The sequence below is a fragment of the Cryobacterium sp. M91 genome (genome assembly GCF_002929615.1).
In the GTDB taxonomy this organism is placed as follows: domain Bacteria; phylum Actinomycetota; class Actinomycetes; order Actinomycetales; family Microbacteriaceae; genus Cryobacterium; species Cryobacterium levicorallinum.
In genome coordinates, this window is the sequence record NZ_PJJT01000086.1 from 109,510 (window position 1) to 129,322 (window position 19,813).

The window sequence follows — 19,813 nt, forward strand, 5'->3', positions numbered from 1 at the left end:
GGACCAGCGGAACCGGCCATGCGACCGGTGCATTCCTCGACTCTACCCATAATGGGGTAATCAACGGGTTTTCACACGGAGGTGAAGGCCACCGCCCGGTCGACTCCGTCATAGCCACCGGCCGGCGCTGCGAGACCGAAAAAAGCGGCCACCGTCGGTGCTACGTCCATCGTGCGCGCCGGGTCCGACAGGGTGATTCCGGTGCGCACGCGCGGGCTTCCACCGGAGATGAAGAACGGAATCGGCTCCGTCGTCGGATGCCCGTGATTGCCCGGAATCGGATTCGACAGCACGCCCGGATCAGAAAAACGCCAGCCCGCCCGGCAGTAGGCCACGAGGTTACCGGCGTTTGCGCCCAGTCGCAGCTCTGCCGGTTCATGCACCGCGAGCACCCCCTCGTGGGCCGTGACCAAAGCACGGACTTCGGCGAGTCCGGCAGCACGGCCGGCGTCGCTGCCCACCCAGTACACTAGGTCGGCGCCGCCGTTCTGACCGATGACGACCTGCTCGCGCAGTTCTGGGTGATCCTGCAAAATCAGATCAATCGAGATCAGGTTCGAGGGGATCGACCAATCCATCGAGTGGTCGGCGAGCACCATGATGACACTGCTCTCCCAGAGCCCGACAGTGACCAGGTGATCGACGAAACGACCGATCTGAGAGTCGCTCCGGGCAAGAGAGGCGGTGCGGGCGATCTTGACCGAAGAGCCGGTTTCGTCAGAATGCCCGAACCGGTCGATGTCGCCGAAGTTGGCGAAGACCAGGTCGGGGTCGGACGCCGTGACCATGGCGATGAGGGCGTCCATCGTGAACTGGTCGGGCGCGTGGCCGCTCACCGGTACGAGCGGCGCCGGCTCCCACCGGTAGGTCGCGCGTTCGCCGAATATTCCGAACAGGTACTCCTTGCTGAGCACCGATCCGGTGGTCAGGCCACCGGTTCGCAGCCGCTCCAGCACGGTCGGAAACCGCAAATCGCTCGGTCGGTCCAGGTTGCGCACAACACCTTCAGCACGGTCGTAGACGGCATTCGCCGGAACACCGGAGCGGTCCGGCCGGACGCCGGTCATCATCATGACGTGATTGGGGATGGTCTCCATGATGGGGAGCGACCGGGCCGCCGGAAAATTGACGCCCTGTGTACACAGCGCGTGCAGGCGGGGTGTGAGCTCGGGAGTGATCTCGTCGGGGCGGCATCCGTCAATGACCAGCACGTACACCCGGGTACGGGCGGCGGGGGCTTTTGGGTCTGCAGCAGCGGATGTCGCGGCCCAGGCCGCTCCCGGCGCAGCGGACAGCACGACGGCAGCTCCGGCGCCCACGGCGATCTTGAGAAATGTCCGACGGTTGGCGATGCCGTCTGCTTGGCTCACCGTTGTCAGCGAATCGAGGCCGCTCACAACGCGGCCGTCACCGTCTGCGTACCGGCCGCGACCCGGAACGACGTCGACAGTGAACTCGTGGACGCCGGGCTGGTGCGCTCCGACAGCACGTACCAGTCCATCCGCACCGCTGCCGGTGTCACCTCGAGCACGGAGAAGCCGTGCGAGTCGAAGTCGAGGTATTTGACGTGCGGGTTCGCGGTCCGGAACGCGGTTTCAACGGCGAGGGACGCGGTGCGCGGCGGCACCCCGAGAATGTCGTCGAGATTGTCGCTGGTCACCGAGGTGCAGACCAGTTCGGTGGCGACGGAGGTGCCGGTTGTCGGGTAGGTCAGCGGGTCGGCCGGAATGTCGCAGGCCCAGCCGGAATGGATGTCCCCGGTGAGGAAGACGGTATCCGTTACGCCGTGGTCGCGCAGGTGACTGATCACACGACTGCGATCGGCGGCGTAGCCGTCCCACTGGTCGACGTTGTACGGCACGCCGTCGATCGTCGTGGTGCCAAGGAGGGCCTGCACTCCCCCGATCTCGGCGGTGGACAACGTCGACGGAAAGCGCACCGGCGCGATCATGACCGGGTTCCCCACCAGTTTCCACTGCGTGTCGGTTTGCGTGAACCCGTCGAGGAGCCAGTCCATTTGTGCGGTGCCGGTGATGGTGCGGTCGGGGCGGGAGATGTCGGCGCTGACCATGTTCGCGGCCTGCTCGCTGCGGTAGCTGCGCAGGTCGAGCATCGACACACTCGCCAGGTCGCCGAAGCCGAAGCGACGATAGAGCTGGCCGCCCACGTCGTAGCGCACCGGCATCCACTCGGCGTAAGCCTGCTGGGACGCCTCCCGCCGCGCCTTCCAAGTGCCCTCGGCGCCCTCGGCGTGGTTTTCGGCGCCCTCCGACCAGGCATCGTTGGCGGATTCGTGGTCGTCCCAGGTGACGATGACGGGCACCGCGGCGTGCAGCGACTGCAGGTCGAGGTCGGATTTGTACTGCGCGTGCCGACGACGGTAGTGCTCGAGGGTGATCATTTCGGTCGTGGGGTCGTGTGGCCGCACGACCACGTCACGGGCCTGGTACTCACCGACGCCGTATTCGTAGAGGTAGTCCCCGAGGTGCAGCACGACGTCGAGGTCGCCGCGATCGGCGAGGTGGCGGTACGCGGTGAAGAAGCCCGCCTGCAGGTTGGCGCAGGACACGACACCGAGGCGCAGACGATCGATGGCGACACCGGCGGCCGGGGCTGTCTTGGTGCGACCGACCGGGGAGGCGACTCCGCCGGACCTGAAGCGAAACCAGTAGATGGTGGACGGCCGCAGCCCGGTGGGTGTCGCCTTCACCGTGTGATCCCGGGCTGCACCGGTTATGGTCGTGCCCCTCGCTGCGACCCGCAAAAAGCCCGAGTCCTCGGCCACCTCCCAGGTCACCGAGACGTCGGGGCCCAGGCCCGACCCGGGTGCGGCTTCGGTCATCGGAGTGACCCGAGTCCAGAGCAGGATGCCGTCGGGCAACGGGTCTCCGGAGGCAACGCCGTGGTCGAATCGGGTGCCGGCGGACAGGACGGCGGCGTTCGAGCTGGCTGGCTGGCCGCCCACGGTCGCTGCTGCGGCGCCGGCAACAACGAAAACACCGGCCGAGAAGAGATCACGTCGAGAGAGAGTAGACATCACCCCAGTTTGGGGGCGACTGCCGAATACTTAGCAGTGAGATCATTCTGTTCACCGAGTGTTCAGCGCGGGCCGGCTGGTGTGAGTCAGGCCAGTCGACGGATTCCGGCGCTCACGCACCACGTCCACCCCAGAACACCCACGAGGGCCACGCGCTCCGCGAGCCCGACCACACCGGGCGCCCAGGCACTGGCGGCGACGACTGCGAGCAGACCGGTCAGGGTGAACGCCGCGAAAACTATCGCCCACGGCTGCACCCGCGGCATAACCTGGCGGATGCGCAACCAGGCCGTAAGTAGCAGGATGGCGATCAGGGCCGCGACGAAGCCGAAGGACGCTACGGCCAGGTGGATGGCGCCGACGGTGGTCGACGTCTGCAGGGTGCTCTCGTGGGACGCGCTGACATCGGTCGGAAAGAAAGCGAGCACGGCCGAGCTGGCTCCCCCAACAAGAAACAGCCCGAGGCCGGCGCCGAGCAGCAGGTCCCGACGCCGTGGGACCAGCAGCCTGGCCGCCAGCGCGATCGCCATTACGGCGGCGACGCAGAACACCGCTCGCCCGAGAAAATTGAGGTTCATGATCCAGCCGAACGGCCCGACCGCGAGGTTGCTCTCGGCGTCGCTGATCGGGCTGTAGTGCGGCGGCAGAAATTGCAGCGCCACGTCGATGAACACGTAGAGGCACACGCCGAGCATGGCCAGGGCCGACATGCGATTGCGCCACACCGTTTGATTTTCGGTGCCCACGGCATCCGTTGTCATTCGTCTGCCCTTTCGACGCTCGTGCCGGGGAACGAAGAAGGGGCTCTCGCGAACGAGAACCCCTTCCTCAATCTAAGCGGATGCTTAGCGCGACACCGAACCGTCGGTGTAGTCGTCGTCGTTCGAGGCATTCCACGCGAAGAGCTTGCGCAGGCTGCGGCCGGTGGCCTCGATCGGGTGCTCTTCGCCCTTCTTGCGCAGGGCGAGAAACTCGACTCCGCCGTTGTCCTGGTCGGCGATGAAGCGCTCGGCGAACGCGCCGCTCTGGATGTCGGCGAGAACGGCCTTCATGTTCTCCTTGACGCTCGGGTCGATGACGCGCGGGCCGGAGACGTAGTCGCCGTACTCGGCGGTGTCGGAGACGCTCCAACGCTGCTTGGCGATGCCACCCTCCCACATGAGGTCGACGATGAGCTTGAGCTCGTGCAGCACCTCAAAGTACGCAACCTGCGGCTGGTAGCCGGCCTCGGTGAGAACCTCGAAGCCGTACTGGATCAGCTGTGAGGTACCGCCGCAGAGCACTGCCTGCTCGCCGAACAGGTCGGTTTCGGTTTCTTCGGTGAAGGTGGTCTTGATGCCGGCGGCGCGCAGGCCACCGATCGCCTTGGCGTAGCTGAGGGTGAGCGGCCAGGCGTTGCCCGAGGCGTCCTTCTCGACGGCGACGATCACGGGAACGCCGCGACCGGCTTCGAACTCGCGGCGCACGGTGTGGCCCGGACCCTTCGGGGCGACCATGACGACGTCAACGCCGTCGGGCGCCGTGATGTACCCGAAGCGGATGTTGAATCCGTGTCCGAAGACGAGGGCCTTACCGGCAGCCAGGTTCGGCAGCACGTCGTCCTTGTACAGATGACGCTGCACCTGGTCGGGCGCGAGGATGACGATGACGTCGGCCCAGGCCGCGGCATCCGCTGTGGACAGCACGGTGAAGCCGGCTTCTTCGGCCTTGGCCTTGCTCTTGGAGCCGTCCTTCAGGCCGATCTTGACCTCGACGCCGGAGTCGCGCAGGTTCTGCGCGTGGGCGTGACCCTGCGAGCCGTAGCCGATGACGGCCACCTTCTTGCCCTGAATGATCGACAGGTCGGCGTCTTTGTCGTAGAAAATCTCAGACAATGTGTATTTCTCCTCGTGAATTGATTAGTAGAAAAAGTTGAAACCGTTAGTTTTTGAAGACGCGCTCGGTAATCGATTTGGAACCGCGGCCGATGGCGAGCATGCCCGACTGCGCAAGTTCACGAATTCCGAACGGCTCGAGAATGCGCAAGAACGCCTGGGTCTTGCCGGTGTCACCGGTGACCTCGATGACGAGGGCGTCGGCGGCGACGTCGACGACCCGGGCTCGGAACAGGGTGACCGCTTCGAGCACCTGCGACCGGGTCGTGTTGTCCACCTTGACCTTGATCAGGAGGTGTTCGCGCTGCACCGACTGGGTGGGGTCGAGTTCGACGATCTTGATCACATTGATCAGCTTGTTGAGCTGCTTCGTCACCTGCTCGAGCGGGATGTCCTCGACGTCAACCAGAATCGTGATGCGGGACAGCCCGGCGATCTCGCTGTGCCCCACGGCGAGGCTCTCAATATTGAAGCCGCGACGCGCGAACAGGCCAGCGACGCGTGTGAGCAGGCCGGGCTTGTCCTCGACGAGCAGGCTCAGAACGTGGCTCGTCACGGTTACTCGTCTCCCCAGGTGGGTGCATGGTCTTTGGCGTACTGAACGAAACTGTTGCTGACTCCCTGCGGAACCATCGGCCACACCATGGCGCCGGGGCTCACAATGAAGTCGATGACGACGGGGCGGTCATTGGTGGCGAGGGCCAGTTTGATGGCGTCATCGACCTGGTCCTTGCTGGTGACCCGAATTCCGAGCGCACCATAGGCATCCGCCATCTTGATGAAGTCCGGAACCATGGCGGTGCCGTGACCGGTGTTCAGGTCGGTGAAGGAGTGCCGCCCGTCGTAAAACAGCGACTGCCACTGGCGCACCATGCCGAGGGAGGAGTTGTTGATGATCGCGACCTTGATCGGGATCTTGTTGATCGTGCAGGTGGCGAGTTCCTGGTTGGTCATCTGGAAGCAACCGTCGCCGTCGATCGACCAGACCACGCGGTCCGGCTCGGCGACCTTGGCGCCCATCGCCGCGGGAACCGAGTACCCCATAGTGCCGGCTCCGCCCGAGTTGAGCCAGGAATTGGGACGCTCGTACTTGATGTACTGCGCCGCCCACATCTGGTGCTGGCCAACGCCGGCCGCGTAGACCGCTTCCGGGCCGGTGAGCTCGCCGATTCGCTGGATCACGTACTGCGGGGCCAACAGGCCGTCGGTGGGCTCGGTGAAGCCGAGCGGGAACTCGTCTTTCAAGCCACGCAGGTAGGTCCACCACTCAGCGGTGTCGGGAACACCGGCGTCGGGGGCGGCGGCCTGAACCGCCTCCTGCCAGGCAACGATGAGATCGGCGATGACATCTTTGGCATCACCGACGATGGGTACATCGGCCAGACGAATCTTGGAGATTTCGGCCGGGTCGACGTCAACGTGCACGATCTTCGCATTCGGGGCGAATTCGCTGATCTTTCCGGTCACCCGGTCGTCGAAGCGTGCTCCGAACGAAATGATGAGGTCGCTCTCCTGCAGCGCGAGCACGGCGGGAACGGTGCCGTGCATGCCCGGCATTCCGAGGTGCTGCGGGTGCGAGTCGGGGAAGGCGCCACGTGCCATCAGGGTGGTCACGACCGGTGCGCCGGTCGTCTCGGCGAGCACGAGGAGCTCGGGTGAGGCCTTGGCCCGGATCACACCGCCGCCCACGTAGAGCACCGGCTTCTTGGCATTGAGCAGCAACTGGGCCGCAACCTGCACCTGCTTGCCGTGGGCCTTGACGATCGGCCGGTAACCAGGAAGGTCGAGCTTCGGCGGCCAGATGAACGGTGCCAAGTTCTGCTGCGCGTCCTTGGTGATGTCGACGAGCACCGGGCCGGGGCGTCCGGTCGAGGCGATGTGGTACGCCGAGGCGATGGCAGCCGGAATCTCCTCTGCCCGGCGAGCCAGGAAGGAGTGCTTGGTGATCGGCATCGTGATGCCGATGATGTCGGCCTCCTGGAAGGCATCCGTTCCCATGGACGTCGAGAAGACCTGGCCGGTGATCGCGAGCAGCGGGACCGAGTCCATGTAGGCGTCTGCAATGGCCGTGACCAGGTTGGTGGCACCCGGTCCGCTCGTGGCGATCGCCACGCCGACCCGGCCGGTTGCGGAGGCATAACCCTCGGCGGCATGACCGGCACCCTGTTCGTGGCGCACCAGAATGTGGCGGATCTTGGTTTGCGTCATCAGCTCGTCGTACAGCGGGATGACGGCGCCGCCGGGGATACCGAAAACGTCGGTAACACCGAGCAGCTCCAGGGTGCGAATGATCGCCCCAGAACCGGTGAGCATTTCCGGCTCCGCGGACGCGGGGGCCGAGGGCACAGGCGTGGTTTCCGTGGTCATGATCGTAGAATCCCTACTTTGAAATCGGTCTTGCGACATCTATCAGCGTGTCCCCACGGGGTGTGCCGGTGAGCCGGTGCGCAGCGTCAGCCGGTGATGGCGCCTTCGGCGGCGGAATGCACGAGCTTTGCGTACTTTGCCAGCACGCCCCGGGTATAGCGCGGGGGAAGAGGCGCCCAGCCGACTTGCCGGGCGGCCAGCTCAGCAGGTGCGACCAGTAGGTCAAGCGTGCGAGCTGCGATATCGACCCGTATCAGATCCCCATCGCGCACGAAGGCGATTGGACCTGCGTCCACCGCTTCGGGTGCTATGTGGCCGATGCACAGTCCGGTTGTGCCGCCTGAGAATCGACCGTCCGTTAATAGTAGTACATCGGAGCCGAGCCCAGCGCCCTTGATGGCGGCGGTGATCGAGAGCATTTCGCGCATTCCCGGCCCGCCCTTCGGGCCTTCGTAGCGGATGATGACGACGTCACCCTTGTAGATTTTCCCCTCGGTCAGGGCGTCCATCGCTGCGCGCTCTCGCTCGAACACCCGGGCGGGGCCTTCGAAGACGGCGGCGTCGAAGCCGGCGGTCTTCACCACAGCACCTTCGGGCGCGAAGCTGCCCTTGAGGATGGTGATGCCACCGCTCTTGTGGATCGGGTTGTCGAGGGTGCGCAGCACCTCACCGTCGAGGTCGGGTGGGTCGATCTCGGCGAGGTTCTCGGCGACGGTCTTGCCGGTCACGGTGAGCGCGTCGCCGTGGATCAGGCCGGCCTCGAGCAGCGCACGCATGACGACGGGCACGCCGCCCTGGCGGTCCACGTCGTTCATGACGTACTTGCCGAACGGCTTGAGGTCGCCGATGTGCGGAACCTTGTCGCCGATGCGGTTGAAGTCGTCGAGGGTCAGCTCGACCTCGGCCTCGCGGGCGATGGCGAGCAGGTGCAGCACGACGTTGGTGGAGCCGCCGAAGGCCATGGCCACGGCGATGGCGTTCTCGAATGCCTTGCGGGTGAGGATGTCGCGGGCGGTGATACCGAGGCGCAGCATGTTGACCACGGCCTCGCCCGAGCGGTGGGCGAAATAGTCACGGCGACGGTCAGCGGATGCCGGGCTTGCCGAGCCGGGCAGACTCATTCCGAGGGCTTCCGCGACACTGGCCATGGTGTTCGCGGTGTACATACCGCCGCAGGCGCCCTCGCCCGGAGCGAACGCGCACTCGATGCGCTTCGCATCCGCTTCACTCATGCGGCCGGCCTTGACCGCGCCGACGGCCTCGAACGCGTCGATGATGGTGATGTCTTTTTCGGTGCCGTCGGAAAGTTTGACCCAGCCCGGGGCGATCGATCCGGCGTAGAGGAACACGCTGGCGAGGTCGAGGCGGGCGGCGGCCATGAGCATGCCGGGCAGGGATTTGTCGCAACCGGCCAGCAGCACGCTGCCGTCGAGACGTTCGGCCTGCATGACGACCTCGACCGAGTCAGCGATGACCTCACGCGAGACGAGCGAGAAGTGCATGCCCTCGTGGCCCATCGAAATGCCGTCGCTGACCGAGATGGTGCCGAACTGCAGCGGGTAGCCGCCACCGGAGTGCACGCCTTCTTTGGCGGCCTGGGCGAGGCGGTCGAGCGAGAGGTTGCACGGCGTGATCTCGTTCCACGAACTCGCAATGCCGATCTGGGGCTTGTCCCAGTCGGCGTCGCCCATGCCGACGGCGCGAAGCATTCCACGCGATGTGGTGGCCTCGATTCCATCCGTGACGGCGCGGCTACGGGGTTTCACATCGATCTCAGACATGCCCCGAGTCTAGAACCTCAGGGCGCCCTCTATTTTCAATGGGGCCTCAGAGCGCAAGGCCAGCACGGAGTGCGGCGATGCGCACGAGGACCTGAGTGACTTCCTTGGGGCTGCGCACCCGGTAGCCGGCGAGGGTCGCGCCCTGGCCGATCTTGAGGCCGAGATCGTCGTCACGCAATGCCGCGAAGGCGTCTTCATCGGTCACATCGTCGCCAGCGTAGAACACCCGGTCGGCCCCGGTGTACTCGCGCAGCTTCTCGAGGGCATCGCCCTTGGTGCTGGAGCGTACCGAGAATTCCAGCACGTTCTTACCTTCGCGAACGGTAAGTCCGGGCAGCTGATCGGTGAGCTGTTCCCTTGCCTCGCGCTGGGCAGTTTGGCCGTCTTTCTCGGTCGCGAGCCGGGTGTGCAGGGCCAGACCGGCGGGCTTGCGCTCGATGGTGGTCCCGGCAATCGATCCGGAGATGCTGGTGAGCACCCGGGCAAGGGTGTCGAGCTGTTCGAGCTCAGAGGAGACCAGGTTGAGTTCAATCTCGGGGGTGTCCAGCTGAACCTCGATGCCGTGCGAGCCGGTGAGCAACACCGAACTCTGCGGCTGGGCAACGTGCTGCAGACTCACCAGGGCGCGCCCAGAAACGAAGGCTACGCGCACCCCGGGCAGGTCGAGCAGGGCTTGAACGGCTTCCCGGGTGCCGGTGATTGCACGGGCGTCTTCGGGGTGGTCAACGTGCGGGGCCAGCGTTCCGTCGAAGTCGAGGGCGATGAGCACGTTCTCGGCACCGGCAAGACTCTGCAAGGCCAGGTCGAGATCGTCGGGGATTCCGGCCGCCACGGCAGCGCCGCCGGTGAGGGCCCGCAGGAACGAGGCCGACCAGGCGGCAACATCGTTCTCCGCGACCTTGCGGCGCAGCGACCGCATACGTCTAGCGCGTTCCCGCCGGGGCATCTCGACCGCGCGCACGATGGCGTCCTTGGTTCCGTCGATGTCGTGCGGATTAATCAGGATGGCCTGTTTGAGTTCATCGGCGGCGCCGGCGAACTCGCTCAGCACGAGCACCCCGTCGGCATCGAAGCGCACGGCGACGTATTCCTTGGCGACGAGGTTCATGCCGTCACGCAGCGCGGTGACGAGCATGACGTCAGCGGCGAGATACATCGCGACCATTTCTTCACGCGGGTAGCTGTGGTGGTGATAGCTGATGGCGGTGTGGCTGATCGTGGAGAAGTCACCGTTGAGTCGACCGACGGCGAGTTCAATCTCGTCGCGCAGGGCCATATAGGTGCTGACCCGTTCGCGGGACGGGCTCGCGATCTGCACCAGGGTGACGTCTTCGACACTCAGGCGTCCGTCGGCGAGCAGTTCCCCGAAGGCCTTGATGCGGTGGCCGATGCCCTTGGTGTAGTCGAGCCGGTCGACACCCAGCATGAGCGTTTTCGGGTTGCCGAGGTCCTCCCGAATCTGACGTGCGCGGGCCTGGATATCGGGGCGTCTAGCCAGTTCTTCGTAGGCGGCCGCGTCGATCGAGATGGGAAAGTGCTTGGCGATGACACGACGAGTCTCCCCGGTCTGGCCGCTCTGGCCGTTGTCACCGGTGGGCACGTCGATAACGACGCCGCGGGTGGCATAGCCATAGAGGCGACGCACCGCTTGGGAGAAATTGCCGGCATCCGCTACTCGTTGAAAGCCGATAACGTCGGCGCCGAGCAGGCCGTGCAGAATCTGTTTACGCCAGGGCAGCTGAGCATAAATGCCATATGGCGGAAATGGAATGTGATTGAAGAAGCCGATGACGAGGTCGGGGCGGGCCTCCCGCAGCAGGCGCGGAACGAGCTGCAGCTGGTAGTCGTGCACCCAGACCGTGGCTCCGGGGGCGGCGACCGCTGCGGCGGCGGCAGCGAATCGACGGTTCACCCTGACGTAGGCGTCCCAGGTTTCGCGGTGATAGCTCGGCGGCGCAATAACGTCGTGGTAGAGCGGCCAGAGGGTGTCGTTGGAGAAGCCCTCGTAGTAGTCCTCAATGTCTTCTTCGTTGAGCCGCACGGGCACGAGCGAGATGCCGTCATTATCGAACGGCGTAAAGGAGCGATCAGCGACGCCGGGCCAGCCGACCCAGGCGCCGTTTGACGCACGCATGAGCGGTTCGAGTGCGGTGACCAGGCCACCGGGTGAAGTGCGCCAGGTGACGGCACCGTCGTCGCCCTCCTCGAAATCGACCGGCAGCCGGTTGGAGACGACGACGAGCGTGTACGCACCGGTTGCGGTGTCATCGGGCGCAGCGTCAGCCCCTGAATCGTCGAGTGCGGTCTGGTCGCGGTCGAACCGCGTGGAGTCGGCTGAATAAGTAATGGATCATCCGTTCCGGGCACACCCGCGGTGCACGCCTGTGTTGCCCTCCCAAGGATACCAGTCGCCCCCCAGTCTCATGGGGGCACCGCGCCCTACGCCCTGGCCAGCCCCAGCCCGAACGAGCGGGCTCCGCGCGCTCGGGCCACACTCCAGAACGAGAGCAGCACGCTACCGATCGCGAACAGGAGCAGTATTGCGGCGGCGGCGGCAACATCCGCTCCCCCGCTTTCACTGACAATCGCCTGCAGGCCGTTCACGGCCCAGGTCAGCGGCAGAAAGGGGCTCAACGCCTGGAATGGGGCGGCGACGAGTTCGATCGGGTACAGCCCACTCGCCGCGGCGAGTTGCAGGGCGAGCAGCACGAGCGAGATGACGATGCCGACCCGACCGAACGCGACGCTCAGCCAGTGCTGCACGGCCACGAACACGAAGGCCAACAGCAGGGCGAAGCCGAGGGTGGCCGGCAGCAGCGTCCACGCCACATCGAGGGCGGTATGCAGCAGCACGGTGACCAGAACGGCCTGGCCGGCAACGATGGCGAAGGCCCGGCCGAGGCCGCGACGCAGCAACCGGCCGGTGCTCGTCGTCGACGCCAGGGTGGATGCTGTGAGCGGTTTGAACAGCAGAAAGACGACGAGGGCGCCGATCCACAGGCCGACCGGCACGAAAATCATGCCGATGATCGGGCCGGCTGAGTCGATCAAGTGGTCGCGCTCGGTCGTGACACTGACCGGCTCGGAGACGACCGCGGCGGTGGTCGCGGCATCGGTATCGGTATCGGTGAAAACGGATGCCCCCGCCGCGCCGTCCGCCAGCCCGGTCGCGAGCTCGGCGGCCCCGGCTTCCAGTGCGTGCGTCCCGGCCTGGGCCGACTGGGTGCCGGAAGCGAGGGTACCGAGCCCGGCGGAAATTCCCTGCACACCGGTCGCGAGATCGCTTGCGCCGCTTGACAAGGCTGGGCCGCCGGCCGCGAGCGTAAGCGCACCGTTCGCACTCGACGAGATGCCGTCCAGCACCGACCCAATTCCGGTGCCAGCTGCCCCGATGCCCGGGCTTTGGGCGCCGAGTGCGGTGAGGCCGCCCTGAATTTGCGCGAGCGCGCCGGCGTAGGCTGCGACGTTCGGGTCAGCCTGCATCTGCGCGTTGAGGGCCGTGAACGCTGCCGCCGTTCCCTGCACTCCCGAGGCGTAGGCCGGGAGCCCGGTTTCGAGCGGAGCCAGCGCGCCGGCGCCGGACTTCAGCTCGGTCAGCCCCGCGCTCAGCCCGGTGACGCCGTCGGTATAGGAGGCCACGCCCGAGGCATAACTCGTCGCTCTGCTGGCAGCGGATGCCGCCCCGGTAGCGGCGGTCGCCGTGCCGGCCGCAAGGGAATCGAGGCCGGCCTTGACCCCACTCACCCCGGTGGAGAGCGCGGCCGCGCCGTCGGCGGCATCCGTTAGGGACGAGCCAAGCAGGGCGAGATTCGTGTACAGGCCTTCGAGATACTGCGCGGTGATCGCCTGGCCGAAGGCGCCCGTCATGGCCGAGCCGACCGATTGGGCCAGCGAGCCGGCGAGGTAGGAATGGGCATCATCGGTGCGAATATCGAGGTCTGCCTGCACCGGGGTGCTGCCCGAGAGCGAGTTGATCGAGGCGGAGAAATCGCTGGGGATGGTCAGAATCGCGTAGGCGTCTCCGGCGGCGAGCGCCGCTTGCGCGTCGGCCGTGTTGGAGATAGTCCAGTCGAATCCGGCCGTGCTGGCATCGCTGGCGCTGGGCGCGGTCAGTTCGGTCACGAGCAATCGACCGGCTAGAACCTGTTGTTCGGTGCCGTCCGGCAGGGTGGTCGTGACGAATTCGTCGTTGTTCACGACGATCGCGGGAATGGTGTCGACCCGGTCATCGGCCGAGACGAGAGCCACCGTGAACAGTCCGGCCACGGCGAGCGGCACGGCGACCACGACGGCCACGAGAGCGGCGACGGTCAGCCGCCGCTGCCGCGCGGTACGGCTGAACAGTTTGTCGAGTGCGGTGCTCATCGCTGCAGAGCCTTTCCATCGAGGGAATCCATCATCAGGTCGTCGTCAACTGGCGCGTCGAGATCGATCTGCTGCCACGGTCGATCGTGCGCCGATTCCGGGCCATCGATGTCGAAGCGTGCAGCGCCGAGCACCAGCGTGGTTGTCGGGGGTGCCAGCATGGCCAGTACCGTCGCCAGGTCCCGGCCCAGAAAGGGCTCGGGGAGGCCCTCACCGAGGTCGACGAAGACCACACCGGGGCGTTCGGTGAGCGCCGCCGCGACCAGCACGGTCGCCCGACCGTGGGCCGGTAGCGCCGAAATCGTCGTGGCGGCCGTCACCGACTGACCGGCACCCAGGGCCCGGTTAATACTGCTGATCCAGACGGCGCGACGGCTAGCGACCGCGGCAGTCCGGTACCAGGGCAGGGTGAGCCGCAGCCGTTCGGCGAGCAGTTCTCCGACGGTGATCTCGGTGTCCCGATGCTCACCGATATCGGCGAGGGCAACCCGGCGCAGGGTCTGCTGCCGGTCGGATGGCAGCGGGTAGCCGAGCACCTGCAGTCGTCCGCTGACCGGATCAAGTCGTCCGGCGAGGGTGGCCGCGACGACCCGGCGGTGACCGGCCGTGCCGGTGAGCCGCACGAGCGAACCAGCCGGAATACTCAGGCTGAGCGGACCGATCGGCGCGGTCTCGAGGCCGAAGACGACTTCATCGGCCGTGATCGCATCGGTCTGCTCCGCCGCCCACGCGCTGTCGTGCAGGTGCTGGCGCAGTCCTTCCCCCTCGATATCGACGTTCGGCAGCAGCCGCCCGAGCCAGCGTGGCAGCCACCAGGCGGCGTTTCCGGCGAGTGCCATCGCGGCCGGAACGAGCGTCATGCGCACCAGGAAGGCGTCGAGCATGACCCCTACAGCCAGCGCGAAGGCGATGCCTTTGATGGCGCCGGTGCCGTCGGGGACGAACGCGAAGAAGACGAAGAACATGATCAGGGCCGCGGCGGTGACAACCCGGCCGGCATGGGCGAAGCCGTGGATGATCGATTGCCGGGCGTTGCCGGTGCGCACGAATTCCTCGCGCATTCCCGAGACGAGGAACACCTCGTAGTCCATCGCGAGGCCGAACAAGACCGCCATGAGCAGAATTGGCAGAAAGCTGAGGATGGGGCCGGGGTTTTCTACGCCGAACAGGTCGGGAAACCAGCCCCACTGAAAGATCGCCACGGTGGCGCCGATGGCGGCGAACACCGACAGTAAAAAGCCGAGCGCGGCCTTGATCGGCACGAAGACGGAGCGAAACACCATCATGAGCAGAATGATCGAGAGCCCAACCACGATGAGCGCGAAGGGAATGAGCGCGTCGGTCAGCCGGTTGGAGATGTCTATGCCGACGGCAGTCGCGCCGGTGACGGCGATCGGGGTGCCGAGGCTCGCGGTGATGCCCGGGCCGAGGTCTCGAATCATTTGCACGAGGTCTTTCGTGGCCGCGGCATCCGGTGCGCTGTCGGGCATCACCTGAATGATAGCCGTGTCGACGGTGGGGTTTGGGGTACCCGTGCCCACGTAGGCGACGCCCGGCAGGTCGCGAATCTGGGCGCCGATGGTGTCGAGGTCACCGAAGATGTCGGTGGTCTGGGTGATGTCGACGACGACGACGAGCGGGCCGTTGTAGCCGGGGCCGAAGCCGTCGTTGATGAGCTGGTAGGCCTCCCGCTGGGTGGAGCCGGCCGGTTCGGAGCCGCCGTCCGGCAGGTTGAGGTCGAGGCTGAGTGCGGGAATGGCGAGGGTTCCCAGCACGCCGACCACCACAATGACGGCGACGATCGGGGCCTTGAGTACCAGTCCGACCCAGCGCCGGCCCAGGGTCGGTCTTCCATCGTCGGGGGTGGTCGCCCGACGGTGGGCCCGTCTGCCGACTTTTGGGATGAGTTTGCCCTTGACCACGCCGAGCACGGCGGGCAGCAGGGTCACGGCCACGCCGATCGAGACCAGCACGGCGAATGCGGCGCCGAGTCCCATCACGCTCAAGAAGGGGATGCCGACCACGAGTAGTCCGAGCAGGGCGATGATCACGGTGATGCCGGCAAAGACCACGGCGCCACCGGCGGTGGCGACGGCCGTCGCGGCCGATTCGTGCGGTTTCATGCCGGTAGCCAGCTGGGATCGATGCCGCGACAAAATGAACAGCGAGTAGTCGATGCCGACCGCGAGCCCGAGCATGAGCGCGAGCATGGGGGCGGTGCTCGAGACCGAGACGAAGGCGCTCACCGCGGTGATGCCGCCGATCGCGACGCCGACGCCGATCATGGCCATGAGAAGCGGCATGCCGGCGGCGAGCAGGGAACCGAAGGTGATGAGCAGCACGACGCCGGCGAAGAGCACGCCGAGCACCTCGGTGACGGTGATACCGAAGGTGTTGTCCTGGAAGACCTGGCCACCGAACGCGACCTGCAAGCCGGCGTCCTCCCCGATCGACCGAGTGGCCACGAGGGCGTCGAGGGTGTCCGTGGACACGTCGGTGGATTGCCCAGTGAGCGCCACCTGACTGAAAGCGGTCTCGGAGTCGCTCGAGACGGCATCCGCTGCGTAGTCGCTGAACGGGGTGATCACGGTGTCGACGCCGTCGATGACGCCGATCTCTGTGGCCATGCTTTCGATGGCGGCCCGGTACGGCGCATCATCAATGGATGCCCCGCTCGGCACGTGATAAACGACCTGCACCTGCGCGCCGGCCGCCGAGGGGAACACCGCGGCGAGCGAGTCGATGGCATCCTGCGACTCGGTGCCGGGGATCGCGTAGGACTCCTGCGTCTGGCCGTTGAGGGCCATGCCGCCGCCGAAGATGCCGGCGAGCAGCAGCACCCAGATGCCGATGACGAGCCAGGCCCGCCGGTAGGCGAAGTGGCCGAGACGATACAGAACGGTTGCCATGAAAACTACTTTCGGACGGCGCAGAAATTCATGAGTGAGCGGGGCGCGGGTGTACGGAGACGGGGGCGAGCAGTTCGGTCATCACGGTGCGCAGCGCCGGGCGCAGGTCGTCGTCGGGCAGGGTGGCCTCGCCCAGAAAGGTCATGCCGGCCACGAGCGAGTAGGCGGCACCGCCGAGGGCGAAGCCGAACCGCAGGCGGTCTTCATTGCTCGCGTCGTCGTGGCAGATACTCGCGGCGAGACGAACGATGAGCAGTCCGGCCCGGTCGATGATGGCGATGCCGCGCAGCGACTGGGCCTGGTTGATGAAGGTGTGCAGTTCCAGCCGAAACTCGAGCAGAAAGTCGATGAAGTCATCGACGAACCGCTCACGGGTGGCAATGGTCTCGGGCTCGGTCACGAAGCGGTCGAGAACGACCTCGAGCTGGTCGAAGGCCGGCGTGAGCACCTGCTCGAGCAGCATCTCCTTGGAGGCGAAGTGGTAGAGCACGCTGGATTTGGAGAAGCCCGCGATGTCGGCAATATTCTGCAGCGAGGTTGCCGCGAATCCCACCGACGCGAACTGGGTCAGCGCGACCTGGCGCAGGTCGGCGCCGGTTTGTGAGCGGATGCCGCCGGCCGGCGGTGCAGCGGATGTCGCAGGAAGAATGGGCACGACCACAGGCTAGTTGACCGATCGGTCAGATCCTGTCCGATCGGTCAGTTCAGGGGTTTTTCTCAGCCTATTCGGGTTTGCCCAGGCCGGGGAGGCTCCGGGTAACCTTAGGCCGGAGGTTCACATGCGAAAGTTCATATTCAGCAGTGCCATGATCGGCGTCATCGCCGGCGGATGGAACACCGTGCAGGCCACCAGGCACGGACCGCGCGACTGGCGTCTGGTGATGTTGTGGCTGGGGTGGGCGCTGAGCGCCGCTGTGGCCATCGGCACGGTCATCGAAGACGCCAATAAACGCGAAATCGACAGCTGAGTTCGGCTGCTGGTCGGCGCGCCGTCCGGCGAGTCGCGGTTTGGTGACCGAAACTGGAGGCAGTAGCTGATTGTCGGCTGCATCTGAAAGGGGCTCGTCATGTTTGGTCGTCGACGCCGACGTTTGGCCGCGAGCGCGGCGATGAGCGTGGCCGCAGCCCCGGTCCTTGGCGACGAACAGATTTTTGAGCTGCTGCACGACAAACTCCGCGAACTCATCGGCGAAAACGGCGACTGGACGCTCTCGCCCCGGACCCCCGGCGATACCGACGTCATATTTCACGGGCTCAAGGCCCGGGAGATCGCGGTCGAACTGACCGAGACCATCCTCACCGAGCAGGCGACGCTGCGCGGCGAAAGCAGCGGCGAACCGACGGCGTTGTCCTGGACCCCGGCCCCGATTGTCACCTGGAACGATCCCGTCCCGATCACCGCGCAGCCAATCGACGCAGCCCCGATCCACACCCAGCTGATCAACACGGCCCCCATTGCAACCGTGGCCAGCGCGGACGACGACCTCGCCGCAGCATCCGCTGCCTGGATCGACAAAGCGTCGGCCACCCTCGCCTCCGCTCGCCTCGTAGCCTAAGCAGATCGTCAGCGCACTCTCACCCTCCTGCTGACAGGATGGCCTGATGGCACTCCCCATCGAGGACTACGCACTGATCAGCGACTGCCATTCGGCGGCACTCGTCGGACTCAATGGCAGCATCGACTGGCTCTGCCTGCCCCGCTACGACTCCGCGTCAATGTTCGGTGCGCTGCTCGGCGATGAAAACCATGGCCGCTGGCTGCTCGCTCCCGCCGACCCAAACGCCATCGCCACCCGCCGCTACGACGGCGACACCTTCGTGCTATCGACACTGTGGACCACCAGCACCGGGCAGGTCGAGGTGCTCGACTTCATGCCGCACGGTGATGGCCGGGCCGACCTGGTGCGCCGGGTGCGCGGCATCACCGGCACGATGGCGATGACGCAGGATCTGCGCATCCGCTTTGGCTATGCGACGACGATTCCGTGGGTGCGCCAGCTGAAGGGCGAGTCGGTGCGCGGCCTGGTCGCGATCGCCGGACCCGACGCCATCGTCGTGCGCGGCCCGGCGCTCCGCGCGTCAGACCACCGGCACGAATCGCACTTCGATGTCATCGCCGACGAAACCGTCGATGCCCAAATGACCTGGTATCGCTCGCACCGGGAGATTCCACCGGCCATCGACATCGATGCGGCCTACCGCTCGACCCGCGCCTGGTGGCAGAGCTGGGCATCCCGTTGCAGCCACGACGGCCCCCTGCGCGCCCAGGTGGTTCGTTCGCTGCTGGTGCTGCGCGCCCTGACGCACGAACGAACCGGCGGCATCGTGGCCGCAGCGACCACGTCACTCCCCGAGCAGACCGGTGGCACCCGCAACTGGGATTACCGCTACGTCTGGCTGCGGGACGCCTCACTCACGCTCGAGGTGCTGCTCAGCCACGGCTACGAGGTGGAAGCCGGCGACTGGCGGGCCTGGCTGCTGCGCGCCATTGCCGGGGATCCGAGCGACGTGCGGATCATGTATGGGCTCTCCGGCGAGCGCTACCTCCCCGAACGCGAGCTGAGCAGCCTGCCCGGCTACAACGGCTCCTCCCCCGTGCGGGTTGGCAACGACGCGGTCAACCAGTTCCAGTCCGACGTCATCGGCGAGGTCATGGTCGCTCTGCACGCCGCACGCGCTGCCGGGGTGCGCGAAACCGAGTTCTCCTGGCCGCTGCAGCGAGCACTCATGAGCTTTCTCGAGAAGAACTGGCGCCGGGCCGACCAGGGCATCTGGGAGGTGCGCGGGCAGGCCCGCGAATTCACGCACTCCCGCGTCATGGTCTGGGCCGCCTTCGACCGTGCCGTGCGCGGCATCCAGGAGTGCGGCCTCGACGGTCCGCTCGAACGCTGGAAGACGCTGCGCGACGAGGTGCGCGCCGACATCGAAACCCGCGGTTTCAACGAAAACCTCGGCAGCTACGTGCAGTACTACGGCAGTACCGAAGTGGATGCCTCCCTCCTCGTCCTCCCTCAGGTCGGCTTCTGCGCACCGACCGATCCGCGCATGCTCGGTACCGTGGCCGCGATCGAGGCGGACCTCTGCCGCGATGGCCTGCTCCTGCGCTACCGCACGACTGCCGGGGTGGACGGATTGCCGCCGGGTGAGCATCCGTTTCTGGCCTGCTCGTTCTGGCTGGTCGAGCAGTACGCCACCTCCGGCCGCATCGACGATGCCAACATACTGATGAACCGCCTGCTCGGCTTCGTCAGCGATGTCGGCCTGCTCTCCGAGGAGTACGACGTTGCGGGCGGGCACCAGGCCGGCAACACCCCGCAGGCGCTCTCCCACCTGGCGCTGGTGCGGGCAGCGGATGCCATCGTCGCGGGCCTGGCCTCCCCCACCCGAGTGCTGGCGGGCTAAAAATCACAACCTCTACAGTTCAGCGCTTTTTATTGTAGGTATTCTTCAGCGCCGGGTACCTGCCGATATCTAAATTGA

General features: G+C 66.1%; 14 protein-coding genes. 3 read left to right on the forward strand and 11 right to left on the reverse strand.

Translation table 11 applies throughout. The features are described from left to right. Positions 1–71 precede the first annotated feature (71 nt). From CXY80_RS11725 to CXY80_RS11775, 11 genes are all read right to left on the reverse strand, one after another. On the reverse strand, positions 72–1,397 hold the full coding sequence (locus tag CXY80_RS11725; RefSeq protein ID WP_233195309.1) for an alkaline phosphatase family protein: 1,326 nt from the start codon (positions 1,395–1,397) through the stop codon (positions 72–74). Continuing rightward, positions 1,394–3,037, reverse strand: a complete 1,644-nt coding sequence (locus CXY80_RS11730) for an alkaline phosphatase (RefSeq protein ID WP_104132616.1) — start codon at positions 3,035–3,037, stop codon at positions 1,394–1,396. Before CXY80_RS11730 ends, CXY80_RS11725 begins: the two co-directional genes overlap by 4 nt. Positions 3,038–3,123: 86 nt before the next feature. After that, positions 3,124–3,798: a DUF998 domain-containing protein gene (locus tag CXY80_RS11735; protein ID WP_104132617.1), complete on the reverse strand. Its 675-nt coding sequence runs from the start codon at positions 3,796–3,798 to the stop codon at positions 3,124–3,126. An 84-nt stretch (positions 3,799–3,882) separates the two neighbouring features. Next, the gene (ilvC, locus tag CXY80_RS11740; protein WP_092449282.1) at positions 3,883–4,911 is read right to left on the reverse strand and encodes a ketol-acid reductoisomerase; all 1,029 of its coding nucleotides are present in this window, start codon (positions 4,909–4,911) and stop codon (positions 3,883–3,885) included. A gap of 46 nt (positions 4,912–4,957) precedes the next feature. Then, the gene (ilvN, locus tag CXY80_RS11745; protein WP_092449283.1) at positions 4,958–5,467 is read right to left on the reverse strand and encodes an acetolactate synthase small subunit; all 510 of its coding nucleotides are present in this window, start codon (positions 5,465–5,467) and stop codon (positions 4,958–4,960) included. 2 nt (positions 5,468–5,469) lie between these two features. Then, a complete protein-coding gene (locus CXY80_RS11750) occupies positions 5,470–7,278 on the reverse strand; it encodes an acetolactate synthase large subunit (RefSeq protein ID WP_092449284.1) in 1,809 nt (602 codons plus the stop codon). Positions 7,279–7,364: 86 nt separating this feature from the next. Further along, on the reverse strand, positions 7,365–9,059 hold the full coding sequence (gene ilvD, locus CXY80_RS11755; protein WP_104132618.1) for a dihydroxy-acid dehydratase: 1,695 nt from the start codon (positions 9,057–9,059) through the stop codon (positions 7,365–7,367). Positions 9,060–9,105: 46 nt separating this feature from the next. Next, positions 9,106–11,406 (reverse strand): bifunctional alpha,alpha-trehalose-phosphate synthase (UDP-forming)/trehalose-phosphatase, encoded by a 2,301-nt coding sequence (locus CXY80_RS11760; protein WP_104132619.1) that lies wholly within the window; start codon positions 11,404–11,406, stop codon positions 9,106–9,108. Between the two features lie 92 nt (positions 11,407–11,498). Then, complete coding sequence (locus CXY80_RS11765) at positions 11,499–13,424, reverse strand: YhgE/Pip family protein (protein WP_104132620.1); 1,926 nt, start codon at positions 13,422–13,424, stop codon at positions 11,499–11,501. Then, the gene (locus tag CXY80_RS11770) at positions 13,421–16,333 is read right to left on the reverse strand and encodes an MMPL family transporter (RefSeq protein ID WP_104132621.1); all 2,913 of its coding nucleotides are present in this window, start codon (positions 16,331–16,333) and stop codon (positions 13,421–13,423) included. The genes CXY80_RS11765 and CXY80_RS11770 overlap by 4 nt, the downstream gene beginning before the upstream one ends. A 28-nt stretch (positions 16,334–16,361) precedes the next feature. Next, positions 16,362–16,988: a TetR/AcrR family transcriptional regulator gene (locus CXY80_RS11775; protein WP_158251639.1), complete on the reverse strand. Its 627-nt coding sequence runs from the start codon at positions 16,986–16,988 to the stop codon at positions 16,362–16,364. Positions 16,989–17,112: 124 nt separating this feature from the next. Here CXY80_RS11775 and CXY80_RS11780 point away from each other — a divergent pair, with 124 nt between their 5' ends. From CXY80_RS11780 to CXY80_RS11790, 3 genes are all read left to right on the forward strand, one after another. Further along, positions 17,113–17,301 carry a hypothetical protein gene (locus tag CXY80_RS11780; RefSeq protein ID WP_092449289.1) on the forward strand — a complete coding sequence of 63 codons (189 nt, stop codon included), beginning with the start codon at positions 17,113–17,115 and terminating at the stop codon, positions 17,299–17,301. Between the two features lie 99 nt (positions 17,302–17,400). Then, positions 17,401–17,889, forward strand: a complete 489-nt coding sequence (locus CXY80_RS11785; protein WP_146070724.1) for a hypothetical protein — start codon at positions 17,401–17,403, stop codon at positions 17,887–17,889. A gap of 46 nt (positions 17,890–17,935) precedes the next feature. After that, on the forward strand, positions 17,936–19,735 hold the full coding sequence (locus CXY80_RS11790) for a glycoside hydrolase family 15 protein (RefSeq protein ID WP_104132624.1): 1,800 nt from the start codon (positions 17,936–17,938) through the stop codon (positions 19,733–19,735). Positions 19,736–19,813: the final 78 nt, after the last annotated feature.